Source organism: Providencia sp. PROV201, from assembly GCF_028479545.1.
Classification (GTDB): domain Bacteria; phylum Pseudomonadota; class Gammaproteobacteria; order Enterobacterales; family Enterobacteriaceae; genus Providencia; species Providencia huaxiensis.
The window spans coordinates 39,161-64,035 of the sequence record NZ_JAMPNW010000021.1 but is presented as its reverse complement, the minus strand read 5'-3'; the positions used below and the strand labels follow the sequence as shown (position 1 = coordinate 64,035).

The 24,875-nt window shown below is 50.5% G+C and carries 23 protein-coding genes and 5 pseudogenes; 10 read left to right on the top strand and 18 right to left on the bottom strand.

Going from position 1 to position 24,875, the window contains the following annotated elements; all coding sequences use genetic code 11:
• Positions 1-96 precede the first annotated feature (96 nt).
• From PR809_RS16005 to dcuC, 3 genes are read right to left on the bottom strand one after another with little or no spacing between them, the layout of a single operon-like run.
• Positions 97-1,824, bottom strand: coding sequence for an NAD-dependent malic enzyme (locus tag PR809_RS16005; RefSeq protein WP_164526958.1), 1,728 nt, complete (start codon positions 1,822-1,824; stop codon positions 97-99).
• Positions 1,769-3,133: a class-II fumarase/aspartase family protein gene (locus PR809_RS16000; RefSeq protein ID WP_159227766.1), complete on the bottom strand. Its 1,365-nt coding sequence runs from the start codon at positions 3,131-3,133 to the stop codon at positions 1,769-1,771. Before PR809_RS16000 ends, PR809_RS16005 begins: the two co-directional genes overlap by 56 nt.
• Before the next feature lie 10 nt (positions 3,134-3,143).
• Positions 3,144-4,505, bottom strand: coding sequence for a C4-dicarboxylate transporter DcuC (gene dcuC / locus PR809_RS15995; protein ID WP_125894541.1), 1,362 nt, complete (start codon positions 4,503-4,505; stop codon positions 3,144-3,146).
• 646 nt (positions 4,506-5,151) lie between these two features.
• Here dcuC and PR809_RS15990 point away from each other — a divergent pair.
• Together PR809_RS15990 and PR809_RS15985 are read left to right on the top strand one after the other, a co-directional pair.
• On the top strand, positions 5,152-5,985 hold the full coding sequence (locus tag PR809_RS15990; protein ID WP_217748523.1) for a porin: 834 nt from the start codon (positions 5,152-5,154) through the stop codon (positions 5,983-5,985).
• Positions 5,986-6,021: 36 nt separating this feature from the next.
• Positions 6,022-6,906, top strand: coding sequence for a MurR/RpiR family transcriptional regulator (locus PR809_RS15985; RefSeq protein ID WP_125894543.1), 885 nt, complete (start codon positions 6,022-6,024; stop codon positions 6,904-6,906).
• A gap of 73 nt (positions 6,907-6,979) precedes the next feature.
• Here the strand turns inward: PR809_RS15985 and PR809_RS15980 are convergent, their stop codons facing one another.
• Positions 6,980-7,486: a hypothetical protein gene (locus PR809_RS15980; protein WP_014204953.1), complete on the bottom strand. Its 507-nt coding sequence runs from the start codon at positions 7,484-7,486 to the stop codon at positions 6,980-6,982.
• A 192-nt stretch (positions 7,487-7,678) separates the two neighbouring features.
• On the opposite strand from PR809_RS15980, the gene PR809_RS15975 reads away from it, so the two are divergent.
• The 4 genes and pseudogenes from PR809_RS15975 to PR809_RS15960 form a co-directional block, all read left to right on the top strand.
• Complete coding sequence (locus PR809_RS15975) at positions 7,679-8,431, top strand: NAD-dependent epimerase/dehydratase family protein (RefSeq protein WP_250249906.1); 753 nt, start codon at positions 7,679-7,681, stop codon at positions 8,429-8,431.
• A gap of 245 nt (positions 8,432-8,676) precedes the next feature.
• Positions 8,677-9,747: a saccharopine dehydrogenase family protein gene (locus tag PR809_RS15970; RefSeq protein ID WP_125894545.1), complete on the top strand. Its 1,071-nt coding sequence runs from the start codon at positions 8,677-8,679 to the stop codon at positions 9,745-9,747.
• A gap of 191 nt (positions 9,748-9,938) precedes the next feature.
• A complete protein-coding gene (locus PR809_RS15965) occupies positions 9,939-10,271 on the top strand; it encodes a hypothetical protein (RefSeq protein ID WP_125894547.1) in 333 nt (110 codons plus the stop codon).
• A gap of 22 nt (positions 10,272-10,293) precedes the next feature.
• Positions 10,294-10,470 (top strand): annotated as a pseudogene (locus tag PR809_RS15960) (transposase); the annotation flags it as partial.
• A 200-nt stretch (positions 10,471-10,670) separates the two neighbouring features.
• Here PR809_RS15960 and tnpA read toward each other — a convergent pair.
• Positions 10,671-10,991: an IS66 family insertion sequence element accessory protein TnpA gene (gene tnpA, locus PR809_RS15955; RefSeq protein WP_125894549.1), complete on the bottom strand. Its 321-nt coding sequence runs from the start codon at positions 10,989-10,991 to the stop codon at positions 10,671-10,673.
• 137 nt (positions 10,992-11,128) lie between these two features.
• Between tnpA and PR809_RS15950 the strand changes: the two are divergent.
• The 3 genes and pseudogenes from PR809_RS15950 to PR809_RS15940 all read left to right on the top strand — a co-directional run.
• Positions 11,129-11,388: pseudogene (locus PR809_RS15950) on the top strand (hypothetical protein); the annotation flags it as partial.
• 144 nt (positions 11,389-11,532) lie between these two features.
• On the top strand, positions 11,533-12,696 hold the full coding sequence (gene dhaT / locus PR809_RS15945) for a 1,3-propanediol dehydrogenase (protein ID WP_125894551.1): 1,164 nt from the start codon (positions 11,533-11,535) through the stop codon (positions 12,694-12,696).
• Positions 12,697-12,712: 16 nt separating this feature from the next.
• A pseudogene (locus tag PR809_RS15940) lies at positions 12,713-12,901 on the top strand (glycerol dehydratase reactivase beta/small subunit family protein); the annotation flags it as partial.
• Between the two features lie 123 nt (positions 12,902-13,024).
• Here the strand turns inward: PR809_RS15940 and PR809_RS15935 are convergent.
• The 10 genes and pseudogenes from PR809_RS15935 to PR809_RS15890 all read right to left on the bottom strand — a co-directional run bounded on the left by PR809_RS15935 (position 13,025) and on the right by PR809_RS15890 (position 20,291).
• On the bottom strand, positions 13,025-13,999 hold the full coding sequence (locus PR809_RS15935; RefSeq protein WP_217748522.1) for an IS5-like element IS5 family transposase: 975 nt from the start codon (positions 13,997-13,999) through the stop codon (positions 13,025-13,027).
• A 45-nt stretch (positions 14,000-14,044) separates the two neighbouring features.
• Positions 14,045-14,173: pseudogene (locus PR809_RS15930) on the bottom strand (IS5/IS1182 family transposase); the annotation flags it as partial.
• Between the two features lie 54 nt (positions 14,174-14,227).
• Positions 14,228-15,151, bottom strand: a complete 924-nt coding sequence (locus PR809_RS15925; RefSeq protein WP_164526961.1) for an IS5-like element ISSpu20 family transposase — start codon at positions 15,149-15,151, stop codon at positions 14,228-14,230.
• Between the two features lie 80 nt (positions 15,152-15,231).
• Positions 15,232-15,938 (bottom strand): annotated as a pseudogene (locus tag PR809_RS15920) (DEAD/DEAH box helicase family protein); the annotation flags it as partial.
• A 228-nt stretch (positions 15,939-16,166) separates the two neighbouring features.
• Positions 16,167-16,331, bottom strand: coding sequence for a hypothetical protein (locus PR809_RS15915; protein ID WP_226981121.1), 165 nt, complete (start codon positions 16,329-16,331; stop codon positions 16,167-16,169).
• Between the two features lie 28 nt (positions 16,332-16,359).
• Positions 16,360-17,070 carry an ABC transporter ATP-binding protein gene (locus tag PR809_RS15910; RefSeq protein WP_014611607.1) on the bottom strand — a complete coding sequence of 237 codons (711 nt, stop codon included), beginning with the start codon at positions 17,068-17,070 and terminating at the stop codon, positions 16,360-16,362.
• 1 nt (position 17,071) lies between these two features.
• Positions 17,072-18,277 (bottom strand): ABC transporter permease, encoded by a 1,206-nt coding sequence (locus tag PR809_RS15905; RefSeq protein ID WP_089110954.1) that lies wholly within the window; start codon positions 18,275-18,277, stop codon positions 17,072-17,074.
• A complete protein-coding gene (locus PR809_RS15900; RefSeq protein ID WP_165126830.1) occupies positions 18,274-19,425 on the bottom strand; it encodes an efflux RND transporter periplasmic adaptor subunit in 1,152 nt (383 codons plus the stop codon). Before PR809_RS15900 ends, PR809_RS15905 begins: the two co-directional genes overlap by 4 nt.
• On the bottom strand, positions 19,422-20,030 hold the full coding sequence (locus PR809_RS15895; protein WP_004393990.1) for a TetR/AcrR family transcriptional regulator: 609 nt from the start codon (positions 20,028-20,030) through the stop codon (positions 19,422-19,424). The genes PR809_RS15900 and PR809_RS15895 overlap by 4 nt, the downstream gene beginning before the upstream one ends.
• Positions 20,031-20,135: 105 nt before the next feature.
• Positions 20,136-20,291, bottom strand: a complete 156-nt coding sequence (locus PR809_RS15890) for a hypothetical protein (protein WP_272524569.1) — start codon at positions 20,289-20,291, stop codon at positions 20,136-20,138.
• A 203-nt stretch (positions 20,292-20,494) separates the two neighbouring features.
• On the opposite strand from PR809_RS15890, the gene PR809_RS15885 reads away from it, so the two are divergent.
• Entirely contained in the window at positions 20,495-21,445 is a 951-nt protein-coding gene (locus tag PR809_RS15885) for an IS5-like element ISEc68 family transposase (protein WP_125894560.1), read from the top strand.
• Positions 21,446-21,735: 290 nt separating this feature from the next.
• On the opposite strand, the gene PR809_RS15880 is transcribed toward PR809_RS15885, so the two are convergent.
• The 3 genes from PR809_RS15880 to PR809_RS15870 form a co-directional block, all read right to left on the bottom strand.
• Positions 21,736-22,305 carry a DUF459 domain-containing protein gene (locus PR809_RS15880; RefSeq protein ID WP_241254140.1) on the bottom strand — a complete coding sequence of 190 codons (570 nt, stop codon included), beginning with the start codon at positions 22,303-22,305 and terminating at the stop codon, positions 21,736-21,738.
• A gap of 309 nt (positions 22,306-22,614) precedes the next feature.
• Positions 22,615-23,364 carry a signal peptidase I gene (lepB, locus tag PR809_RS15875; RefSeq protein WP_125894564.1) on the bottom strand — a complete coding sequence of 250 codons (750 nt, stop codon included), beginning with the start codon at positions 23,362-23,364 and terminating at the stop codon, positions 22,615-22,617.
• 492 nt (positions 23,365-23,856) lie between these two features.
• Positions 23,857-24,864 (bottom strand): hypothetical protein, encoded by a 1,008-nt coding sequence (locus tag PR809_RS15870; RefSeq protein WP_125894566.1) that lies wholly within the window; start codon positions 24,862-24,864, stop codon positions 23,857-23,859.
• Positions 24,865-24,875: the final 11 nt, after the last annotated feature.

Sequence of the window (24,875 nt, the reverse complement as noted above, 5' to 3'; positions counted from 1 at the left end):
TTCGCTGTAAGCATCAACGAAGGCATGTTTCAGAGCATGTACAAAATTTCAGGGCATCTAACAAATGTCAGGACATACCCCACATATCAAACTCGGTTACGACGCTACGCGGCGGTACTCACTGTATTGTGCCAGCCAAAACGCCTCATCAATACGTTCCAACAATCGCTCTTCCGTTCTGTCGGGTGCTTTGCCCTGCGCCACCGCTTGTTTCGCGACCGCCAATGCAATGTGGCGCGACACCGCCTGAATGTCGCTCAATGGTGGCAGCAATCGGTCTCCCCCCGAGCGCATCGGCGACATCGACGCCAGCGCGATGCTGGCTTGTTGAAGCATCTCATTGGTGACGCGATTGGCGTTGGCACTGATCACCCCAAGCCCCACACCGGGAAAGATGTAGCTGTTATTACACTGCACAATCGGATAGCGCTGGCCGTCATACACCACATCATCAAACGGACTGCCGGTGGCTATGATCGCCTTGCCTTGTGTCCAAGTGACAATATCGGCGGGTGTGGCTTCCACCCGGCTGGTGGGATTAGACAGCGGCATCACTACCGGACGCTCACACCCGTGCGCCATGGCTTCAATCACCGTTTGGCTAAACAAACCGGGCACGCCCGTCACGCCAATCAGCACATCCGGTTTCGCCTGCTGCACCACGTCCAGTAAGCTGATCGCTTGGTGGTCATCCAACTGCCACTGCGCTCTTAACGAAGATGGCTGCGCCAAATTTTTCTGAAACGGCAGTAAGCTGGTCATACTTTGCTCCAGCAATCCCCAGCGATCCACCATATAAATCTGGCTGCGCGCCTGCGCTTCAGGCAACCCTTCCGACACCATTTGTGCGATCACCGCTTCGGCAATTCCGCACCCTGCAGAATCCGCACCAGCAAACACGATGCGCTGCTTGGAGAGTGGCGTCCCGGTCACATGCGCCGCCGACAACAAGGTGCCCACCGTCACCGACGCCGTACCTTGAATGTCATCGTTAAAACAGCAGCACTGATCGTGATAACGGTTCAGCAGTGGCATCGCATTGGTTTGCGCAAAATCTTCAAACTGGATCAGTGCATCCGGCCAACGTTGGCCAATGGCGTTCAGACAATCGTCGACAAACTCATCATACAGCTCACCCGTCACGCGTGGATGACGCCACCCCATGTACATCGGATCAGACAGCAGCGCTGAGTTGTTGGTGCCGACATCTAAGACAATCGGCAAAGTATGCTCTGGGTTGATCCCGCCACACGCGGTATACAACGCCAACTTGCCAATGGGAATGCCCATCCCGCCAATGCCCTGATCGCCTAAACCGAGAATGCGTTCGCCGTCAGTAACCACGATCACCTTCACCTCGGTGTTGGGCGCGTTGTTGAGCAGCTCGTCCAAATTATCGCGATCGGCGAGACTCAAAAACAAACCGCGATTGCGACGATAGATCTGCGAGAATTTCTGACACGCATCCCCCACCGTCGGCGTGTAGATAATCGGCATCATCTCTTCAATGTGCTGATTGAGCAGCCGATAGTAGAGCGTTTCGTTGGTGTCTTGAATGTTGCGCAGATAAATGTGTTGATCCATGGGCGACGCAAATACCGAAAACTGGTCGTACGCACGACTGGCCTGATCGTCGATGGATTCAATATTGGCTGGCAACAACCCCATCAAATTAAAGCTTTTGCGCTCTTCCAAAGTGAACGCGCTGCCCTTGTTCAACAGCGGCGTATTCAACAACGTGTTGCCCGCTTGGCGAATGAACATCTTCTTAGCCACGCACAACCTCCTCGCGATACAGCGCGATCGCTTCGTCGATGAGTGCATCGTTGCATCCCAAGTAATGCTTAGGTTCGCACGCGTCCTCAATCTCCTGCGCCGACAAAATCGCCGCCACGCATTGGTCTTGTTTTAATACGGCCACCAAGTCGCCCGATGCTGGGGCATTGGCAAGCGCCGCTTTCACTTTGGCGTAGCCTTCTCCGCGCCCCACTTTTTCTGCCGCTTTCATCATCACCGCCTCCGACATAATGAAACTGCGCGATGCGGAAAAATTCGCTCGCATCTTAGGCGCATCCACAATGAGATTGGCGATCAGGCGTTCGGCACGTTCAAGGGACGTGGCCACCGCCAACGACGCTTCAGGCACCAAGCTCCAGTTCAACACGCGCATCGAAGCAGAACGCACATCGTGCTGGTCCATCAAGTTTGGCGCGCCGCTGGCATACATCCACCCCATGCGTGACAGCGTTTGAATCATGTTCGCCGCCCGTGGGTTGGCTTTGTGTGGCATGGTGCTGGAGCCTCCGCCCGCTTCGCCTTCACGCACTTCACCCAACGAAGCGCGCCCCATGGTTTCGGTATCGTTGGCGATGCGGCATAACGTGCCATGGATGAGGGCGAAAAACTGAATCAACTCGGCAATGTGATCCAAACTGGCGTTGTTGAACCCTTTCGGCTCTTGCAGTGCGAGCCGATGAAACAGACGCTCACGAACCACTAACCCTTGTTCACCAATCGACGACAAATTCCCCACCGCGCCGCCATACATGCCGACGGTCACACGCGGATACAGCGCATCCAAACGCGCCACATGACGCGTGATTTCTTGCAGGTAACCGCTGACGTGCAGCCCCCACGTGGTGGGCAAGGCATCCATCGCATTGGTGCGAGCGACCATCACGGTGTGCTTGTGATCCAACGCCATCTGCGCCAATTGGTCGCCCAGCGAAATCAACTGGCCGCGCACAATATCGAGTGTCTGCTTAATGCGCATCGCCAAGCTGGTATCAAGCAGATCCTGCGTGGTGCATCCCCAATGGAGATATTTCTTCACCGCATCATCGCCCCGATCGGCCAATTGTTCCACCAGCGGTTTGATCGCCATGCCGACGATTTGTGTCTCTTGCGCCAAACGGGGCCAATCGATGTTCTCCACTTGGCACACCTGTTCAATGGCCGCCACCGCAGAGCGGGGAATGATCCCCAGTTCCGCCTGTACGTTGGCAATCGCAACTTCAAACGTTAACCACGTGCGAATTAAGTTTTCATCAGACCACACCTGCTTCATTTCTGCCTGCGTAAACAGCGGTGAATAAAGCATGGAGTCGAAAACGGAAGTATTTGAACCTTGCATATCAACTGTCCTACGCGCCGATGAATGTGATGAGAAGCACTGTGGCTAAGCCGCCCAGCATAGGAATGGTGGTGCGTTTCACCAACTCAATCGGTGGAATACCGGCCACGCCTGCACACGCGATCACCACCCCGGCCACTGGCGAGAATGAGCGAAAAATCCCTGCAGAAAGCTGCATCGGCATCGCAATCGCCGCAGTGGCAACACCCACGTTGGCTGCAACGTCTGGCGCGAGGTTGGAGAAGCTAAAGAACGCAGCGTTGCCCGAACCCGACATCAGCGCGGTCACGCCAATAATCGCCACCAGCATCACCACCATCATGGTGTAACCAAAGCCCAAATGGTCAGCCACGCCGAGCATGCCGGAGATAAAGCCAATCGCGCCCAAGCCCACTACAAAGGTTTGCGCCGCAATGATCAGCGACACCACGCTGGCAAACACATCGCCCATTCCTTGCAAATAGACTTTGAGTGACGCTGCCACCGCCTTGGCATTTTTCGAATACAGGTAATCACACAGCATGGCCACCGCGAGGCTGAAGAATATCGCGGTCACCACGTCGATTTTGATCGATGTGATGGCAAATTTACTAAAGGTCAGCAGCAGTACCAACGGCAGTACAGGCAAAATAGCAAACCACAATGGTGCGTCGCGCGAGGTGTCTTCTTTAGCTTGAAGTTCATAAGAAACACCATTGACTTCATCACGCTTATCAAACCATTTCTGACAAACAAAATGCAGCAGTGCAATCACCAGCGCCGAACAAATCCCAACGAACAGTTGGTGCTCCACAAAGTACGAGGCCGCATCAATGCCAATCACTTCCGCCGCTTTGTTCGATGCACCAGATGCGGGGCCTAAATCGAGACATGCCGTGGTCGCAAGCACCGCCGCAACAGAGGCAGGCGTGCAACCAATGCCAACCAACACGGGATAAAGCGCAACCAAAAGGAGCATCGCCAAACCGACCGCGCTGGGGATAAACACGTTCAAGAACTGGCCGAGAATGTAGGCTAACGCGAGAATGATGTAAGGGTTGTGAATCGCCGACAGCGGTTTGGTAGCGACTTTAACCAGTGCGTTTGCCGCACCGATATGCCCCATGTATTTGGAGAAGCCACCCACAGCCATGATGATCAACCCCAATTTCGCCAACGTTGACGATGAGATGCTTTTAATCACAAGGAAGAAATCGACGACCGTGGCACCGGATGTGCTGACGCCTTTCGGCAAAAATTCAGCGCCACCAGCAAGAACGCCGACCAGCATCATCAAGATACCCGAACCAAACAAGATGGCTTGTGTGTTGTATTTTTTTACGATTAGAAAACCTGCCCCAAATACAATTGGCAGAGCGAGCAGAGCGACCATAATTTTCACCTTTTTTATAGTATTATGTCGCTTACATCTTATTCCGCCCATGACCTAGACAATATGGGAATTAATTATTCTCTAAAAAAAGTGTGAAGCGATGGGTATATCATCGCCTCGCGAGCCTATCACTTTTTTATTTACCCCAAATCCTGCGTTTATTTTGAATCAAGAGGTTCAAGTATCACATACGATAGCGACATCGATCACACGCTAAAGGAAAAAATCCGTGCTCCATCAGGCATTGAGGCTCGAAAAACAGGGGCAATGGGAATTGTTCTTTCCCAGTCCCACTGTTTAAAAACCTCGGCAAGCCATTGAAAAAACAACATAAAAACTACTCAATTCGAACCCAACCCGTACTCATGGCGGGAAATGACATTTCTCATCGCAGCGAAAAACAAAGGCTGTTCACCGCCAAATATTTATGTGGGTCACATTATTAAACTTCTATTTCTCATTCATATTGGTATTTATTCTCAACACTCATTTAAAAATGCCACCTGCAATAAATTAACCCATCAAATCCAATTCAATTTTCGACCTTCATCAATATTTCGTTAGGGAAGATTTAATTCCCTTATTCATTCATGACGCGCGTTATTACGATGCATTTGTTTCTTATAACAAGCATGGAATACGCATAATGATAAAAAATAAACATCTATTGACTCTGCTACCTACCCTCTGCATCGCTTCGTTTGTTCAGGCACAAACTGTCTATGACGATGAAACCAATAAGCTGGATATTTATGGTCGACTCGAAGGTCAGGTGGCCAAAGGTGACGCGAGCTTCGCCGGTGAAAACGACTGGTTGGGGCGCATGAATGGCCGCTTGGGCTTCAACATGAGTCGTGAACTGGATGCGATCGACAACAGCCGCGTGGTCGGCAAAATTGAATGGCAAATTCGCACTGAAGTGAACGATTCACGCTTGGATGAAGGCGACGATCTGGAAGCGCGATACAGCTATTTAGGGATCGAACACGATGATTGGGGCATGGTGATCTTTGGCCGGACGAAGAACCCGCTCTATCAAGTCATGAAAATGACCGACAAATATAAGAACTACACGCCGGGCATTTATAACTTCGGCGTCTCATCTATCGACACGTCTTATAAATACAATCGTCAAGATGCCACGCTGCAATATAACGCCGAGTTTGGCATGCATGAAATTCAAGCCGCTTATGTGATGGGCAATGGTGAGAATGATCGCCTCGACCACGCCATGATGGCCAGTTATCGCCTCAACTATAAAGGCGACGGCTTTAAACTGTCACCCGCTATTGCGGTGAGCCAATTTAAGCGCCATGACGACAATACCGACACCAAACGCAAACAGCACGACCAAATCATGGCCGGGGTTGAGTTGTCGCCCAAATGGTCTTCTTGTGTCCCACCACACCAGAAGACCATTTGTTTTAGGGCGATCACCTTTCGGGTAAGCAAACACAACACAGAGCACACGCTGTGTTAATCTGCGGCGACATGAGGCAAGCGGTGACTGAATTTTATGAAAGATCCTCTCGATTTAACCACCTACAAACGGTTGGCAGAACAGCTCAAACCGTTTACCGAAACTGAAACGTTACTTCATTCATTTATTGTCGAACATTTCGAAGAGCTCTCTTACTACGGCATTATCGATTTGGCGCAAAAGGCGAAAGTGAGTAAAGCCACCATCGGGCGCTATCTCAATAAGCTTGGATACACCGGCTACGCCGCGTTTAAAAGCGCCCTGACGCAAGATCAGATCGCCCAAACCTTCGTCGCCCCCATCGAAGCCAATAAAGCACGCGCGATGGTTCAGGGCACCGATACCAAAGAAGAAGCGTCGCGCTATATTGGTAACGTGAGTCTGCTGATCGATCAATTTGCCGCAGAATTGAAAATTGATGAGTTGGAAGCGCTCGCCAAACGGATTGCCGACAAACGCCGCACCATTTACGTAGTCGGGCCCGCATCATCGCGAGCGCTGGCCATCCATTTCTCCACCCTCTTGAAATACAATCGCTCGGAAGTGGTGTTGCTGCCGTTGGATAAAGGTGAGCTGCCCAAGGCGTTGCTGGGTATTAAAGAAAATGACGTGTTACTGGCGTTCTCGTATTACCGATTCAACCCAGTGGTGTTGGATATCACCAAATACTTTCACAGTAAAAAAGCCTACGTCACGGTGGTGACCAACACCTATTCCAACCCGTACGCCATCTACAGCGACGCGCAATATGTGTTGCCGAGTGACGTCGATTCGATCTTCCACAGTCGAACCATTGGCTTTTTGTTCGTTGAATTGCTGCTGTTTTTGATTCAGCGTGAGTCGCGCAACGATGATAACTTCGAAGAGCTGGAAAGCTTGTTCAAGTTCTTCGGTACCTTTTCATCGCTTGAGTTTAAATAGCGCTTCCCCTCACACCGCATGATGACGCCATGAGCAGGTCCCGCGCCTGCCTCATAGCCTTGATTGCCGGTCTTTATGACTCGTCGGCGGCTTGCTCGGCAAGGGCGTGCGCCCGCTGAATTTTCATCGTAATCGCATCAATCAACACTTCGGCTTTGCGTTGATCACGCACGTAAAAGCGTTTCACAACCTGCCCTGAATCATTGTTGAGCTGCACGATGTACCACTCGTTTTGGCGGTACAGCATCGGCGTCTGCAATGCATTGAAATAGAGATGCACGTTTAAGCTTCTCTCTTTGGCGCGAATCGCAACGCCCCCGACGGCCACACTGCCGGAAAACGTCGAGTGGGATGTTGTGATCGTTTCGCGCACTACACCGTCATCCAGCATCAGGTACTCTTCCGTCACGACGATGGTTTCTGGGCGAAGATTGACTGGCTGCGCCATGATGACCTCTTCAATGATCACATCCGGCGACTCCGTCAATGCGCCGGGCTCTGGCGTATAAGGAATAACGTGAGTACTGCAGCCGCTCAGCACTAGCAGGGTAAAACTGACCAGCCAATGTTTGATGGACATCCCGTGCTCCTTTCTCGTAGTCGGCAATGACTCGACTATAAAGCACTCGCAAGCAAAATACTGCTTCTTGTGCTGCGGAATTTATCTAATCTTGCTTTAGGGACAAGGGCATTAGAACATTACCGCTTGACCTTCAACTTCACTTTAACCTTAAGATAAGCATCACACCCAGCGTAATTGAGGACATCCTGTATGCAAACCATCTTAGGCGCCAACGGTCAGATTGGCCGCGAGTTAGCTCTGAGCCTGAAACGCGACTTTACCAGCGAGATTCGTTTGGTCAGCCGCCACCCACAAAAAGTGAATGATTCAGACCAACTGATGGCTGCCGACCTGCTGGATCGCACACAAACTTCGCAAGCAGTAGCGGGCTCTGAAATTGTCTATCTCACCGCTGGCCTCCCCATGGATACGCAGTTGTGGGTGGAACAATGGCCGGTACTGATGCGCAACGTCATTGATGCGTGCATCGAACACGGCGCGAAGTTGGTCTACTTCGACAACACATACATGTACCCACAAACGGCCGCCCCGCAACGAGAAGATGCACCGTTTGAACCTTATGGCGCCAAAGGCAAAGTGCGGGCACAGATCACCACCCTCTTGCTTGATGCCATGCATCAAGGCCAACTTGACGCCATGATTTGTCGCGCGCCGGAGTTTTATGGCCCGGGGAAAACCCAAAGCATCACCAACAGCACCGTCATCGATAACCTGTTGGCAGGCAAAGCCGCCAAGCTATTTATTCGCGATGATGTCAAACGCAGCCTGATCTACACGCCAGATGCCAGCCGAGCGATGGCTCTACTGGGCAACACGCCCGATGCGTATGGTCAAACGTGGCATCTACCTTGCGATGATGAACGCCTGACGTATAAAGAATTCGTCCAGTTGGCAGCGAAAACCTTTGGCGTCAAACCAAACTATCGTGTCCTCAAGCCTTGACTGCTCTGGATCGCGGGGAAATTCAACCCAACCGTGCGCGACGCGGCTGAGCTGCTACCTCGCTATCACGTCGACAACGTGTTTATTTCCGACAAGTTTAAGCGCCGCTTCCCCGAATTTACCGTGACACGTTTTGAACAAGGATTGGCAACCATTGCGCAAGAGCGCCAAGCGTCCTAAACATCAAACCCAAACCTCCCCCCGAACTCACACGGGAGCGAGCAAGGCCGATTGGAGAAGATTCGATGACCACCCAAACACCCACTAAGCGCTGGATGATTTACGGCGCCTACGGCTATACCGGAGAGCTCATTGCCCGCGAAGCCGTCAAACGTGGCCTAACGCCCATCTTGGCTGGGCGAGATGCAGAAAAAACTGAGCGGTTGGCACAAGCACTTCACTTGGAAGCAAGAGCATTCGCCTTGGATGACGACGCCCTTGTGGTGGAACAACTACAAGATTGTGCATTGGTTCTTAACTGTGCGGGGCCATTTTCGTCCACCGCCCATAAAATGATGTCTGCATGCTTAAACGCCTCGACCCATTATCTGGATATCACAGGCGAGATTGACGTGTTTGAATGGGCGCAATCACATCATTCACACGCCCAAGCGGCCAACGTCATTTTATGTCCTGGTGTCGGGTTTGATGTCATTCCGACCGACTGCGTGGCAGCGGCCTTGAAAGCGGCATTACCAGACGCCACACACTTAAGCCTTGGGTTTGACTCTCGATCCAGCTTTTCTCCAGGCACCGCAAAGACGTCCGTCGAAGGCTTGGCACAAGGAGGGAAAGTTCGTCGTGACGGTCACATCATCAACGTACCGCTCGCCTACGAGGTACGAACCATAGATTTCGGCGATGGCGAAAAACCCGCCATGACCATTCCTTGGGGCGATGTTTCAACCGCTTATCACACCACGGGGATTGAAAACATCGACGTCTTTATTCCCGGCTCGCACGCCATGATCGCCAATGCCAAACTCGCCAACTACCTGCGTCCATTCCTTGGCTTGCGTTGGGTTCAGAATGTGATCAAGGCTCACATCGCACGAACGGTTCAAGGCCCCAATGAACAAACGCGCTCATCCATGCCAACGTATGTGTGGGGGGAAGCGACGAATGCCCGTGGGGAACACAAAACTGCGCGAATACAAACGGCCAACGGCTATAGCTTAACCATCACAGGCTCACTTGCGGTGGTCGACTTCGTATTACAACAAGCGCCAGACGGCGGCAGTTATACGCCAGCGCGTTTAATGGGAGCAGAACTGGTCACGCAACTGCCCGAGTCTGGACCACTTGTCATCTGTTGAAGACCAACCGTAACAGGTCAAGTGGCAAACCTTGGCGCATCGTCAGAACGCATTTCTGCCTGTATTCAGCCCAAAGGAAGCGCTGCAAAATGTGGTGTATATTAAGTAATGAATCACCGGTCTTCGTTAAACGTATCCGCGCGCGTCAATTTGCGCTACGTTCAAAGAACCCCCTCGCTTGGAGAAGAGCTATGGCTGATATCATCGATTACTCACTCAATGAAATTCGTCTTGAACTTAGAGAGCGCTTGACCACATTGCTGGCGGCTTCCTCACTCGCACAACAAGCTTGCCTTCCTCGCCTCACCACACTCATCACCTATTATTTGGTGTACGAAGAAGGAGAATTGAGTTTTGAGCACTTCATTGCCCAGCTCAGCAAACCGGAAAATCAGTGGCGCTGCTTTATGATTTTTGGATCGTCCTTACCCGAACACGAACTGCACGAATTGCTCGAGACCTCGGTTCAGCATCAAGAAGAGCTGGACGACATGATGGTGTCTCTGGGGATGTACCTGCCCTAACTAACCGTATCATCATGCCAACATTCGCCATGTAGCTATTGACTCAACTGGCCTTAAAGTCTTTGGCGAGGGTGAGTGGAAAGTGAAAAAGCATGGCGCAGAAAAACGCAGAACATGGCGTAAACTACACTTAGCTGTTGATGTGGATACTCACGAAGCTGTTAGTGCGCAAGTCAGCCTTGTAAATGTTGGCGATAATGTACCAAAGAGCAAAGCCTGTTTTATCCCAGTACAACACTTTGACTTTATCGCACTGTTTGTTGGTGAACAGGAACAGTGCGCCGCTGCCCAAGGGCAAGTCGGTGTCATTTTAGATAATCGCAGCGAGGCCGTTGATGGACTTTCTAAAATCGACGCTTTCGCGATAGAGATAGATTTCGGGAGCACTGAGCATACGTTTCATGACAGCGCACCGATAAGTTCTGCAAGATAGGTCGCTGGCGTGCCTTGTGGGATGCTCAGTTCAACATCATGGACGAGCAGGGTCATATTGGCAACGGCAAGGTGAGTGGCTTGATACTTTGTGGTCTTTTCAACGACTTCTGCTTTAACAAAGCCAACCGTGTTCGGTTTTTCGATGTGCTTTAACTGTTGGCGCTTAGCGTAAAAAGTGGAGAGGCTCAGTCCGTTACGTTCACAGAATAATCGTTGTGATAGCTGGCTGGATTCATAGCGTTCGAACAGGGTTCGCCATTCTTGGTTAGTGCGTCGTTTGGCCATTTCAAATCTCCTTTGCTCCTTTGGGTTGGAGGTTTGATCTTATTATTCGGGCTAGACGATTAGAATGCGGGGTTTATGACGCGCTTACAATATATCCAAATGATTTTGTTGAACACGACAGGGAGCCCAGAGCCCATTATGAAGCGGAACGCACGCTGCGTGGCTATGTGCTATGGCGCAAACGGAGCTACGGGGTGTGTCGTGGGGAGTTGTTTCGTCAACGGATACTCTCGTTGGTGGAAACTGCCAAACGCTTGGGGCGTGCTGCCCCCAGGAGTGGCTGCGCGCCATCGTCCGAGCCTGCATCGAGAAGACGGATTACCCGATCCCATCAGAGTTGTGTAGTCTGAATAGGGGTTTCAGTATGGCGAATTTTATACTATTTTATGCTACTTAAACCCTTTTTGTTATGGTTAGACCAAGTTAGACTGTGTTTCATCTTGGTTTGTTACCCAGGGAAGGTGCGAACAAGACATGTTATTAGCGCAAACCGCACTGAATTGTTTCTCTGAATTATAATTTAAATCTAAGAAGGTAAATTATGAGCTATCGTATGTTTGATTACCTGGTGCCGAATGTGAACTTTTTTGGCCCGAATGCTATTTCCGTCGTGGGCGAACGCTGCAAACTGTTGGGCGGTAAAAAAGCGCTGCTGGTGACTGATAAAGGTCTGCGAACCATTAAGGACGGCGCGGTTGATAAAACCCTCGAACATCTGCGTGAAGCCGGTATTGACGTGGTGGTGTTTGACGGCGTCGAGCCAAACCCTAAAGACACCAACGTGCGCGACGGCCTGGACGTTTTTCGTAAAGAGCAATGCGATATCATCGTTACCGTCGGCGGTGGTAGCCCGCATGACTGCGGTAAAGGCATCGGCATCGCAGCGACGCACGAAGGCGATCTCTATAGCTATGCCGGGATTGAAACCCTGACCAATCCGCTGCCGCCGATCGTCGCGGTGAATACCACCGCCGGTACCGCCAGCGAAGTCACCCGTCACTGCGTGCTGACCAATACCAAAACCAAAGTGAAGTTTGTGATTGTCAGTTGGCGCAACCTGCCGTCGGTTTCCATTAATGACCCACTGCTGATGCTCGGCAAACCTGCGCCACTGACTGCGGCAACAGGAATGGACGCCCTGACCCACGCCGTTGAGGCCTATATTTCAAAAGATGCCAACCCGGTTACCGACGCCGCCGCTATCCAGGCAATTCGTCTGATCGCCCGCAACTTACGCCAAGCCGTAGCACTGGGCAGCAACCTGAAAGCTCGCGAGAATATGGCCTATGCCTCTTTGCTGGCGGGTATGGCCTTCAACAACGCCAACCTTGGCTACGTTCACGCGATGGCGCATCAGCTTGGCGGTCTGTACGACATGCCGCACGGCGTAGCAAATGCCGTCCTGCTGCCGCACGTGGCGCGCTATAACCTGATCGCTAATCCGGAGAAATTTGCCGACATCGCGGAGTTTATGGGTGAGAACACTGACGGTCTGTCCACCATGGATGCTGCCGAGCTGGCGATTCGCGCCATCGCTCGCCTGTCAGCCGATATCGGTATTCCGCAGCATCTGCGCGAGCTGGGCGTCAAAGAAGCCGATTTCCCGTATATGGCGGAAATGGCGCTGAAAGACGGCAATGCCTTCTCCAACCCGCGTAAAGGGAACGAGAAAGAAATTGCCGAGATCTTCCGTCAGGCATTCTGATCAATAAGGGGGCGCAATGTCACTTTCATCACCGGGCGTACATCTGTTTTATCACTCACTCTGGCAGGATACGCGCGTGCTTGATGAACTATGCTGGGGGCTGGAAGAGCAAGGCGTCCCTTGCCGGACAATCTGTTGCGACGAGCATGACTGCGCGCTGGCCCTCAGCAAGCTGGCGGCTAAGGAAGGTGCGAATAAGCGGGGAAATTCTTCTCGGCTGACTCAGTCATTTCATTTCTTCATGTTTGAGCCGTTTTTTCTCCCGTAAATGCCTTGAATCAGCCTATTTAGACCGTTTCTTCGCCATTTAAGGCGTTATTCCCAGTTTTTAGTGAGATCTCTCCCACTGACGTATCATTTGGTCCGCCCGAAACAGGTTGGCCAGCGTGAATAACATCGCCAGTTGGTTATCGTTTTTCAGCAACCCCTTGTATCTGGCTTTCACGAAGCCGAACTGTCGCTTGATGATGCGAAATGGGTGCTCCACCTTGGCCCGGATGCTGGCTTTCATGTATTCGATGTTGATGGCCGTTTTGTTCTTGCGTGGATGCTGTTTCAAGGTTCTTACCTTGCCGGGGCGCTCGGCGATCAGCCAGTCCACCTCGGCCAGCTCCTCGCGCTGTGGCGCCCCTTGGTAGCCGGCATCGGCTGAGACAAATTGCTCCTCTCCATGCAGCAGATTACCCAGCTGATTGAGGTCATGCTCGTTGGCCGCGGTGGTGACTAGGCTGTGGGTCAGGCCACTCTTGGCATCGACACCAATGTGGGCCTTCATGCCAAAGTGCCACTGATTGCCTTTCTTGGTCTGATGCATCTGCGGATCGCGTTGCTGCTCTTTGTTCTTGGTCGAGCTGGGTGCCTCAATGATGGTGGCATCGACCAAGGTGCCTTGAGTCATCATGACGCCTGCTTCGGCCAGCCAGCGATTGATGGTCTTGAACAATTGGCGGGCCAGTTGATGCTGCTCCAGCAGGTGGCGGAAATTCATGATGGTGGTGCGGTCCGGCAAGGCGCTATCCAGGGATAACCGGGCAAACAGACGCATGGAGGCGATTTCGTACAGAGCATCTTCCATCGCGCCATCGCTCAGGTTGTACCAATGCTGCATGCAGTGAATGCGTAGCATGGTTTCCAGCGGATAAGGTCGCCGGCCATTACCAGCCTTGGGATAAAACGGCTCGATGACTTCCACCATGTTTTGCCATGGCAGAATCTGCTCCATGCGGGACAAGAAAATCTCTTTTCTGGTCTGACGGCGCTTACTGCTGAATTCACTGTCGGCGAAGGTGAGCTGATGACTCATGATGAACCCTTTTTCATGGCTCCAGATGACAAACATGATCTCATATCAGGGACTTGTTCGCACCTTCCCTAGCCCAGTGAGTTTGTTCAACGCCTTTATCATCGCGTAAGTTTCTCCTACCTGACCGTTATAATTTCGCAGGCTCAATCTGCCACCAAGTAGTTGCTTCACTCGGCTTTGTTTCCTAAATCGCGCCAACACACAAAGCTCCCCCCTGCTGTTCACGTATTAGACAAAATACTGTGTTTCAGGCATACCTAGCTTAGTCAGTTTGTTTAATGCTTTTATCATGGCGTAAGCCTCCCCGACTTGAGCATTGTAATTTCTCATGCTCAAGCTGCCGCCGAGCAACTGCTTTATCCGATGCATGGCGGTTTCAGAGATTGAGCGACGATGGTAGCCATAGCGTTTCTTCCACTTTTTATTTGAGCCGTAAAGCTTTTGAAAACTCACGGCTAAATTGCGTGGATGCCCTTGTTTCCAATAGGCTGCACCATCGCGTGGAGGAATAAGGCTAAAGGCCCGTTTACGGCGGATAACCGTGTGACATTCTCGCGTATCATAGGCACCATCTCCTGAAATCGTATGGATTTTCCGGTAGGTTTGATTAAGCAAATTTGGCAGCACTTCAGCATCTGTCACATTCGATAAACTGAGCTCAGCCGCAATAATCTCGTGAGTATGAGTGTCAACGGCAATATGCAGTTTTCGCCAAACTCGGCGTTTGCCATCCGTACCATGCTTCTTCACTTTCCATTCTCCTTCGCCATAGACTTTTAGCCCTGTGGCATCGATAGCTAAGTGCTCAATAGCGCCCCTTGTCTTAGTTTTAAAGGAGATGTTAACTGTCTTAGCGCGTTTGCTGATACAGGTATAATGCGGGCAAACTAATGGTACGTTTGCCAGTTTAAATACCGAATTGATAAAGCCTTGTAGGGCTCGCAATGGCATAGAAAAAACACGCTTAACCATCAGTGCGGTAGTGATCGCCAAATCACTAAACACAAGTGGCCGACCTTTTTTGCTTGGCCCTGTTGTCGCTTTCCAAGTAGCGATCGCTTCCTCATCAATCCAGAAGGTCAATGAGCCACGGTTAATCAAGGCTTGATTGTACTGTTTCCAGTTGGTTGTCTTATAGCGAGGCTTTGGCACGGTTGATTAGTGGAGCTGTGAATGATGCCGATCTGATCACTGATTACAGATTTAGTTCCATCGATTTAGGAAACAAAGCCGACCGTATCGTGTCCTTCACGGGTGTCTGGCGGTGACATAGCGACAACCGAAGTCACCTTGCCAATTTGGTCAAGAAGCTTTTTGTATTGGATGGCAGACGCTTTTGAGTCACAAGCAAGCTGACCCTTTAAACCTTGGCGTTTGAAGTTTTGGAAATGGTCAGAAATATCATGAGCGATAAGTTCAATACGACCCTCGGTTTGATAGATTTGACCTTTCTGAGCGAACTTCTTCTTCAAATCGGTACGTTGTTTTTCGGTCAGCTTATCGGTGATGCGGTCGAACCAAGCATCAAGCGCTTTGTCGTTGGTGCTTAACTCGGGAACACGCTCTTCATATAGTAAGGGGGTAACGGTTTTATCTTCCACCGCCTGTTGCATGGTGTACGAGTGAATGATTTTACCGAATTTGTTTTCGGTCTTGTCATCTTGCAGCAGTGGTGTCCCCGTAAAGCCAATGTAAGCGGCTTTTGGCAGCGCCTGTTGCATTCGAATGTTGTTTTCACCGTTTTGGCTGCGGTGGCCTTCATCAACTAGGACAATCTGTCAGGGCTGTCGTTATAACACTCTGGCAGTTCAATCTCGGTGCCAAACTTGTTGATGATGGAGAAGATGATGCGCTCGTTGCCTTTGCCGATTTGCTCCGCTAAGCGGCGGCCTGTGGTTACCATGGCTGTTTTACGATCTTTTTCAGACAGTGCACCGCCAAATGATTGGATCACCGCTTTGCCGTCGCTGCTCGCAGCAGCCAGCTTCATGGCCAGCGCCGCCTCGTGAGTCTGCGCGTCAAAGTTTCTGAACTTGGTCGCATCAGCGCCGAGGTAAGCAAGGATGCGCATTTTTTCAGTAAGCGCTGGCTCGGGGTGTGCAGCAACTTTTGGGGCGAGCTGAACGACCTGAACCCATTCCTCCTGCGAAATCGCACCGGTAATAGCCTACATGTTGCGCCCGAGTTCCTGCATGATCTTGCGTAGCGCCAGTGGCTCAACCTGGGTAGCGTCACCAGCCCAAGCTGGCAACTGAAAACCCCATAAAAGCAGGCAGGCCGTAACGGTCAGGGTGATAGTTCCAAATGCGTGGCTGTGTTTGCGGTGGGTCATGAAATTCTCCTGTAATTCAATCGTTCTCTCATTCGAACTCCCGCCCTTCGCCAGCTTCCTCATGGGTCACGCCGTCGCGGATGTGGTAGATGCGCTTGAATGTGGGGATGATCTTTTCGTCATGGGTGACGACGATGATGGCGGTCTCTAACTTCCGGGCCATGTCGTTGAGGATGCGGATTACAGCCATGGCGCGCTCGGAATCCAGCGGCGCAGTAGGTTCATCGGCCAGGATCACCGGCGGACGATTGACCAGTCCGCGCGCGATGGCGACCCGTTGCTGCTCGCCACCGGAGAGTTGCGAGGGCATTGCGCGAGCTCGGTGTTGCACATCAAGCGCTGTGAGCAATTCCAGTGCCTTCGCGCGCGACTCTCCATTCGCGACGCCTGCAAGCATCGGCAGCAGCGCCACGTTGTCGGTGACATCGAGAAACGGAATCAGGTACGGCGCCTGGAAAACGAAACCGATCTTGTCACGCCGTAAGGCGCGCAGGTCGCGGACTTTCCAGCCATCGGCGTAGATCACTTCATCGCCCAGCGTCATGCGACCGGCGGTCGGTTCGATCACCGCACCCAGACACTTGAGCAGCGTGCTCTTGCCGGACCCGGAAGGGCCGATCAGTCCCACCACTTCACCAGGTGCAACATGCATATTCACGTCTCTCAAGGCAAAGACAGCGGTGTCACCATCGCCATACCGCTTGCTTAAACTTTCGATGTGTATCCCTTTGCCACTCATCTCAACCTCCAATGGCTTCGGCCGGATCGACCTTGAGTGCCATGCTAATGGCGACGAGGCTAGCTAGAACGCAGATCACGAGCACAGCAAAAAAACCGGCGACAGAATCCATTGGCGTGAGCAGGACATATTTTGGAAAAGCCGGTGCTGAAAAGGTGGCTGTGATCTTGCCGACCACGAAGCCAATCACGCCCAGGGCGAGCGCCTGCTGCATGATCATCGCGGCGATGGTTCGGTTGCGTGTGCCGATGAGCTTCAACACCGCGATCTCACGGATTTTGTCCATCGTCAGCGAATAGATGATGAAGGCAACGATGGCCGCGCTAACGATGGCCAGAATCACAAGGAACATGCCGATCTGCTTGGCCGAGGTGGCGATCAGCTTGCCGACGAGGATGTCTTCCATCTGTGCCCGGGTGTAGACCGTCAAACGCTTCCAGCGCTGGATGGATTCGGCAACCTCGTCCGGCGCATGACCAGGTTTCAGAGTGACCAGCACGGTATTGACGAACGCGTTGCTGCTCTGTGAAGCAATCACGGCATCCAGCAAACCTGGATCACCGGGTCGATTGAAGACCGGGTTGGCTTCGGTGCGACGCCGGCTTTGCCAGATGGCATCGTTGTCCTTGAGGAACTGGGCCTCCTGGGCATCTTTGAGCGGAATGAATACCATCGGGTCGCCGCTGGACGACACCATGCGCCGTGTCAGCCCCACGACGGTGTAATGATTGCGGCGAATGGCAAGACGATCTCCCAGTTTGAAGCCGGTGGCGATGTCGGCCACAGCCTCGTAGTGACCGCGCGTGATCTGGCGTCCAGCGACGAGATAAGGAGGCCATCCGGGTGTAGCCCCCAACGCACCGGGCGCGATGCCGACCACCATGGTGCGTACATCACTCTCGCCCTTGCGTACCTGCATGGTCAGGTAGGTCGCGTTCGCTGCCTGTGAGACTCCCGGCATGGCGAGAATGGCGCGATACACGTCATCGTTGAGGCTGGACGACTCCGCATAAGGACCCAGAGTATCCTTTTGCACCACCCAAAGGTCAGCGCCACTGTTGTCGAGCAACGCCTTGCCGTCGTCCACCATGCCTCGGTACACCCCAGCCATGACTAGGGTGACGCCGATCAGCAGACCCAGACCGATGCCGGTGAAGACGAATTTCCCCCAGGCATGGAGAATGTCGCGGCCGGCCAGGCTGATCATCGTGAAACTCCCGGGATATGCTCGACCACATGGATGCGGCTGCGCGCCGTCAGTGCCTTTTCGCTATAGGTCACAACCTGGTCCCCATTCTTGAGCCCTTCGCGCACCTGCACGTAACCATTGAGGTCGGAAGTGCCGAGCTTGACCGGGGAGAAATGCAGATCACCATCCACGATTTGCCAGACACCAACTTTATCGCCTTCACGCTGGACGGCAGCGTTGGGGATCAGTGGAGCGGCCGGGAGCGCCGGCAAGTCAACCGTGACTTCGGCCAGTTCACCCACTGGTGGCAAAGGTTCTGGTTTGTTATCGAATGTCACCTTGGCAAGCGTTTCCTCGGTTACCGCGTCGGCCTTGGGTTCCACCCGCAGCACGCGACCTTTCAAGGTCTGGCCACCACGCGAACGCAGGACGATATGAGCCGGCAGCCCCCCAGCCAGCCCCGATGCGCTGATCTGGTCGAAGCGCACATTGATCCACAAACTCTTGGGGTCGATCACTTCCACCACGGCCTGGCCCGCGACGATGGTCGTGCCGGGATTGGCATCGCGCACGGCGACTACACCGTCGACCGGCGCGATCAGGCGCAGATTGCTCCGCTGCGCGACGAGTGCTTCGCGGTCGGAGCGTGCCCGGGCAATATCTTCCCGAGCGGCGGATAGGGCGGCATCGGCGATCTGCAGTTCCTGCCGCTTGGTGGTGACGATTTCCTCGCTGGTCGAGCGCACCGCAAACAATTGCTCATAGCGGCGCGCCTGGGTTTGCGCGTAGGCTTGCCGGGCTTCTGCCTCGCGCAAAGCCGCTTCCGCCCGCTTGAATACAGACTCCTGTGAGCGCACCCGATCATCAAGGTCGACCGGCTCCATCTCGCCGAGCACCTGTCCGGCCTTGACCTGGTCGCCTACATGCACCTCCAGGCGTTTGACGCGCCCGGCAAACGTCGGCCCGATCTTGTAGGTGTAGCGCGCCTCCACCGTGCCGATGCCGAACAGCGCCGGTGTGATAGCCCGTGATTCCACGCTTGCCACCGTCACAGCAACCGGGGCGAGCGGCCCTGATCGCAGACCGACATAAATAAAAAGCACCAGCAAAGGAATGATGACGGCAAGCAGTGCCAGGGTGCGGCCTTGCAAGGGTAACTTTTTCATTGCGCACTCCTTATGCCACGCCGATAAATTGCAAAGACGCGCGGCGCATCGCGGTGCATACGTCCCACATCACCCGCCAACAGCGATTGCATGACCAAGCCCTGGATCGTGCCAATGAACAGCGTTGCCGCCGCCTCGTTGTCAAGCGAGGGAGACAACTCGCCGCTGGCCTTGCCTTTCTCGATGAGACGATGCAAACGTTCGCCGTAGCGCTGAATCAAGGTTTGCACCATGCGCTTGGCCGGTGTCGATTCGGCACGCTGAAGCTCACCAAACATCATTCTTGGCACGCCTGGGTGCTCAGCTACGAATTCGATGTGACTCATGAACATCGCCTCCATGGCTGCCAAGGGCGACTCGATTCCTTGTGCGGATCGATCGATTCTGGCTAATAGGCGCTCTGCTACCCACTCCATGACCGCCTGCCAAATGGCTTCCTTGTTCGGGAAGTGCCGAAACAGCGCACCCTGGGTCAAGTTCATGTGTTTAGCGATAGCCGCAGTGGTTATCTCGCTTGGGTTTTGTGAACCGGCAAGCGCCACGACGGACTCGACAGTTACGGCACGACGTTCATCGGCCGGCAGATGCTTTGGATGGGTGTCCACGAGCACTCCTTGCAAGATAGTAATTGATTACTATCTTACCACAAGAGGCAACTAAAACAAGAGAAAACCCGACGTACTCGTCAATATCTAGAGTCTGCAATGGGCTTAACGTGCTTTATTTTCCGTTTTCTGAGACGTCCCCAGTACTCGATTGCCGACTACCAGCTTGCGATTAAACTGCTTAGGATTCCATGAATAATGAACGGATGATGGTATTTGAGTGCTTTCACCTGAGAGGCTTTGCAGAGATAGGTTGTCCATCTCAAAATCGACCCCTTTCATCTTTAATATCTCACGCATCAGGGCATCGCTTCCCCCTGGGTTAGTAGGCATGGGTCTGCCTGTTAAGCTGTTAATCCTTGCCTTGGTATACAAGCCATAGCCAAGCTTTATTAGGGAAGGTGCGAATAAGTCCGAGATGTGAGATCATCGTGTTGTAACCTGAACCCAGAATGAGTAACCGGATGAGCCAGCAACTGACTTTTGCCGACAGTGAGTTTTCCAGTAAACGCCGCCAGACCCGCAAAGAAGTTTTCCTTGGCAGAATGGATGACTTGCTTCCCTGGGACAAATTACTTGGCGTTATCGAGCCTGTGTATCCCAAGGCCGGTAATGGTCGCAGGCCCTATCCGCTGGAAACCATGCTGCGTATTCACTGCATGCAGCAATGGTACAACCTGAGCGATGAGGCCATGGAAGATGCCCTCTATGAAATCGCCTCCATGCGCCAATTTGCTCGCCTGTCACTGGATAAAGCCATTCCAGACCGCACTACCATCATGAATTTCCGGCATTTGCTGGAGCAGCATGAACTGGCCCGCAAAATCTTCAGTACCGTTAATCACTGGCTAGCAGAGTGTGGCGTTCTAATGACCCAGGGCACCTTGGTGGATGCCACCATCATTCAAGCCCCCAGCTCTACCAAAAACAAACACAACAGCCGTGATGAAGACATGCACCAGACCAAGAAAGGTAACCAGTGGTACTTCGGCATGAAAGCGCACATTGGCGTGGACGCCAAAAGTGGCCTGACCCACAGTCTGGTGACCACGGCGGCTAACGAGCACGACCTCAATCAGGTTGGCAAGTTACTGCATGGCGATGAAGAATTTATCTCAGCCGATGCTGGTTATCAGGGGGCCGAAAAGCGCGATGAGCTCAGCGATGTCAGCGCAGACTGGCTTATCGCCAAGCGTCCCGGCAAAGTGAATGCATTGAAGCAACACCCGCGCAAGAACAAGCTGGCCATCCGTTACGAATACCTGAAAGCGAGTATCCGAGCGAAGGTTGAGCATCCATTTCGGATAGTAAAATGTCAGTTTGGTTTCGTCAAAGCCAGGTACAAGGGGCTGGCTAAAAATGACAGTCAACTGGCGATGTTATTCACCCTGGCGAACCTGGTTCGAGTTGACTAATTGATACGGGCACAGGCGAGATCTACCTGAAATGAGGAAATTGGCCTGAAACAGGGCCAAAATCAGCCACGAAGAGACGATTTTGGGCTGAAAATTGGAAAATTGAGCCACAGGACGTCGATAAAGGACGGTTTGGGGCGTCATATCGGGAGCTGCGGACCACTTAATCGCAGCTTCCCTAAGAAATATCAAAGTAGTCATATAGAATATAAATGAAATATTCATATTAGTTACATAGGGATTTCGTTTCTTAAATCTACGCTTTCTTCTCATTACAACATTCCAATTTACTAAAAAAGTAGCTGTGTCACGGTAAGTAAGGCTCCGTTCGGAGTGATATGTATTCCATCTTTCGTGCGAACTGTTGTCCCATCTATGACATCCTTGTATGTTTCACCAAGAACCGTTCGTGTATCTACGGTGGTGATCCCCTCTATCTGCGAAGCCGTCATTATGGCTTGTCGAGTGTTATCTAATAGTCTGTTTTTGGCGGGGTCTTTAAGGGTTGGAGGAAGTAACCAGATCACATTTTGGTTTCTGGCTTTTATGGTTTGGATAAAATGCCGAACTTTAGAGGTGTACTTTTCTTTTTCTGATATTTGAACATGGTCGTTAGTACCGAGAATCACGTAAACGGTATCGTATTCTTCAAAACTGAATTGCTCTGCGTATCTCTGCCAATCTAGGATCTTCTTTGTGGATAATCCGCTACCCACTTTGTATCGAGCATCAACCGCTTGGATTGTGCTGTACCCTTTAGCTATCTCATAGGTAAGCGAATCTCCTATAAAAACAGGTTTGCTGTACGACATAGAAGAAAATAAAAGGGAGCTGATTACTGAGACTTTATAAATATTCATTGCAACCCATATCAGTTATAAGCCAAATCTCACTACTTTGACCTGTGTTCTTTTTAAGCAATATCGAGCATGGTATAGATGCCATATCAATTTTAATTAATGTGTTGTCACTCCCCTTCACCTCATAGAGTTGCTTTATTTCATTTGCTTCAAGACCAGTAATCTCTCTTGCCAATACATCTATCGAAGCCACCAGAACTGACATGCTTATCTTGTGTGGCTTGCGTCACAAGATGCTCGTGTGTAGTGATCGCCCCTGTGGTAGAACCACAAGAGGACAAGAAAAAGCAAATTAATGCGATACAGCTTCTATTTATCCCCATCATTCCCCTCTGCCGTTTGAGCTTCAGAAATTACTTTTAAGCTATTCTCCCCTATATCAAAATCGCTTTTCATAAACTCAAGTGTAAAAGCCGTGGCTAAATACCGGCTTATCAAAAGTTCCTTTTTAACAAGCCCTCGCAAATGGCGTGGAGTTCCAACTGCATTTTCAAAAAAACGTGAATCCCATGAATGATCTCTGTTATCGCCAAGAACAAAAACATATCCATCAGGAATTACCCATTGTGTATAAATCGGCTTAACGAATGGTTTACGGTTATCAATGACATAATCATATTGTTGCGTATTACGTTCCTGAAGCGCCTGATAGGTACTCGTATGGTCATTATGATGGTTTAGCTGCCCGATCATCCTTCCGTTGATCTGGACCGACTTATCATCGGCATAAGTGATAGTATCGCCAGCCAATCCGATTATGCGTTTTACATAAATGAATGAAGGGAATGCAGGAGCTCGGAAAATCACTATATCTCCACGCATCAATTGCTCTTTTTGCGCGTCAACCGGCTTTGCAAAAATGAGATCACCGGCTTTCAATGTCGGTGCCATAGAGGATGTTGGGATAATATAATAGTCCAATAGGTAGGATTTAACGGACCACACAATAACTGATATTATTACCAAGCTAACAGTATAAAAACTAGGCTTACGTTTTCGATATATGAGGTAAAGAATTCGTAGGATAAGTGCAAGAATAAGGGTACTTATGAAGTTCATGAGCTTCAGCCTTCAGAAATTAAAAAGGCAATGTACCCGTTATATGGTATCTTTTTTCTTAGTAAACAGTCTTAAAAGTATCACTTTCTATTTTGGTGGTGCATAGTTACGGCTCTCAAATATCCATAAAACCATAACATATTAAAGTGGCTACTTATTTTTAAAGGCAAAAAATAACATATAGTGTCACTGGAAAAAACAAGATGTCCTATCTTGTTATTAACTGTTTTAAAGCTGATTGAATCAATATGATTTTTAGAGTGTTCAAAATAGATACGATAGCAATATACATAAATTGCAAGAAGAAAGAATGATGCGAATACCTTAGATAATTCAATTAACGGAATAGATTCAACAAAATCGCCTACTAATGCAATTAAAACAGTTAATATTAATACTGAAATATCAATTATATTTCTTTTTCGAATTAACATATATGCTGGATATACACAAATGACGGTTAAAAAAATGATCCGAATGAATGTAGTGTATTTATTCTTCATTAGACCACCATTCAGGAGCTGCTAATAAATCCTCTGAAACTTTCCAGCCAAAATTAATCAATATTTTCTTTATATTATAAGGTTTATCCATAAAATAACTCATGTGGATTTTATTGTTCCTTGTGAGCTGCCCTGCCCTAACTGAAGTAATACCGATGTAGGTTGTTAAATCTGACAGTGTATAACCCAAATACGTGACATCTGACAATTCGTCGATACGCTTATTTTCATGAATAGTGTTTAGGATACCCTCTAATTCAGTTTTAACAAACATATACAATTGTCTGCTGTCACTACCGGTTATTTTTTCACTTTCATTGCAGTGGTTATTATGGACATTGTCATTATCCTTGTTATTTTCAAGCCACCAATTAGGCGCATGTAAATTATTGCTGGTAACAACCCATCCATGATTAATAAGAACAAGCGCATTATTAAATGTATACTTTGAAAGTTTCACTTCATTAACTTCAGACAAAAATATTTCTTGCTTGTCAATGCATTCTAAAATACCAAGATCCATTAACATTGTAGTTATAGATGATTGATTTCTATGTATCTTATCTGCGATTGAGCTTAGGTTCATCTTGTTTTGTATCATGGAGATAACTGTATGAATTTCTTCATTAACCCATACTGTTTCATTACGATTCAAATCGTTAGTGTTGCTCATAGGAAATTGATCATTACTTACCCACCACTTGGGGGCTTTAAGAGATTCCTCCCTGTTTGATAACTCATATATCCAACCAAGTTCTAATAATTTAGGAATAAATGATGAATGAGGAATGAGGTGATTTAAATTAGTATTCCTAGCCGTAGATATCTTATTATCCTTATAGTTTATTTCACACAACCCCATGTTCAATAATTTTGAGAGGACATCATTTACACTACGTCCGGTAAATCTGCATATCTTTTCGATGAAAAACGGCTCATTAATGGTTCCGAATAGTTTTGTTATTTCAGATAATGTCCATACCGTTAGATTTCGCATGTTTATTTCAC

Coding starts and splice junctions, on each gene's coding strand:
- PR809_RS16005 (WP_164526958.1), bottom strand. CDS start 1,824: ATGCACTCATCGACGAAGCGATCGCGCTGTATCGCGAGGAGGTTGTGC.
- PR809_RS16000 (WP_159227766.1), bottom strand. CDS start 3,133: ATGCAAGGTTCAAATACTTCCGTTTTCGACTCCATGCTTTATTCACCG.
- dcuC (WP_125894541.1), bottom strand. CDS start 4,505: ATGGTCGCTCTGCTCGCTCTGCCAATTGTATTTGGGGCAGGTTTTCTA.
- PR809_RS15990 (WP_217748523.1), top strand. CDS start 5,152: ATGATAAAAAATAAACATCTATTGACTCTGCTACCTACCCTCTGCATC.
- PR809_RS15985 (WP_125894543.1), top strand. CDS start 6,022: ATGAAAGATCCTCTCGATTTAACCACCTACAAACGGTTGGCAGAACAG.
- PR809_RS15980 (WP_014204953.1), bottom strand. CDS start 7,486: ATGTCCATCAAACATTGGCTGGTCAGTTTTACCCTGCTAGTGCTGAGC.
- PR809_RS15975 (WP_250249906.1), top strand. CDS start 7,679: ATGCAAACCATCTTAGGCGCCAACGGTCAGATTGGCCGCGAGTTAGCT.
- PR809_RS15970 (WP_125894545.1), top strand. CDS start 8,677: ATGACCACCCAAACACCCACTAAGCGCTGGATGATTTACGGCGCCTAC.
- PR809_RS15965 (WP_125894547.1), top strand. CDS start 9,939: ATGGCTGATATCATCGATTACTCACTCAATGAAATTCGTCTTGAACTT.
- tnpA (WP_125894549.1), bottom strand. CDS start 10,991: ATGGCCAAACGACGCACTAACCAAGAATGGCGAACCCTGTTCGAACGC.
- dhaT (WP_125894551.1), top strand. CDS start 11,533: ATGAGCTATCGTATGTTTGATTACCTGGTGCCGAATGTGAACTTTTTT.
- PR809_RS15935 (WP_217748522.1), bottom strand. CDS start 13,999: ATGAGTCATCAGCTCACCTTCGCCGACAGTGAATTCAGCAGTAAGCGC.
- PR809_RS15915 (WP_226981121.1), bottom strand. CDS start 16,331: ATGACCCACCGCAAACACAGCCACGCATTTGGAACTATCACCCTGACC.
- PR809_RS15910 (WP_014611607.1), bottom strand. CDS start 17,070: ATGAGTGGCAAAGGGATACACATCGAAAGTTTAAGCAAGCGGTATGGC.
- PR809_RS15905 (WP_089110954.1), bottom strand. CDS start 18,277: ATGATCAGCCTGGCCGGCCGCGACATTCTCCATGCCTGGGGGAAATTC.
- PR809_RS15900 (WP_165126830.1), bottom strand. CDS start 19,425: ATGAAAAAGTTACCCTTGCAAGGCCGCACCCTGGCACTGCTTGCCGTC.
- PR809_RS15890 (WP_272524569.1), bottom strand. CDS start 20,291: ATGGACAACCTATCTCTGCAAAGCCTCTCAGGTGAAAGCACTCAAATA.
- PR809_RS15885 (WP_125894560.1), top strand. CDS start 20,495: ATGAGCCAGCAACTGACTTTTGCCGACAGTGAGTTTTCCAGTAAACGC.
- PR809_RS15880 (WP_241254140.1), bottom strand. CDS start 22,305: ATGAATATTTATAAAGTCTCAGTAATCAGCTCCCTTTTATTTTCTTCT.
- lepB (WP_125894564.1), bottom strand. CDS start 23,364: ATGAACTTCATAAGTACCCTTATTCTTGCACTTATCCTACGAATTCTT.
- PR809_RS15870 (WP_125894566.1), bottom strand. CDS start 24,864: ATGCGAAATCTAACGGTATGGACATTATCTGAAATAACAAAACTATTC.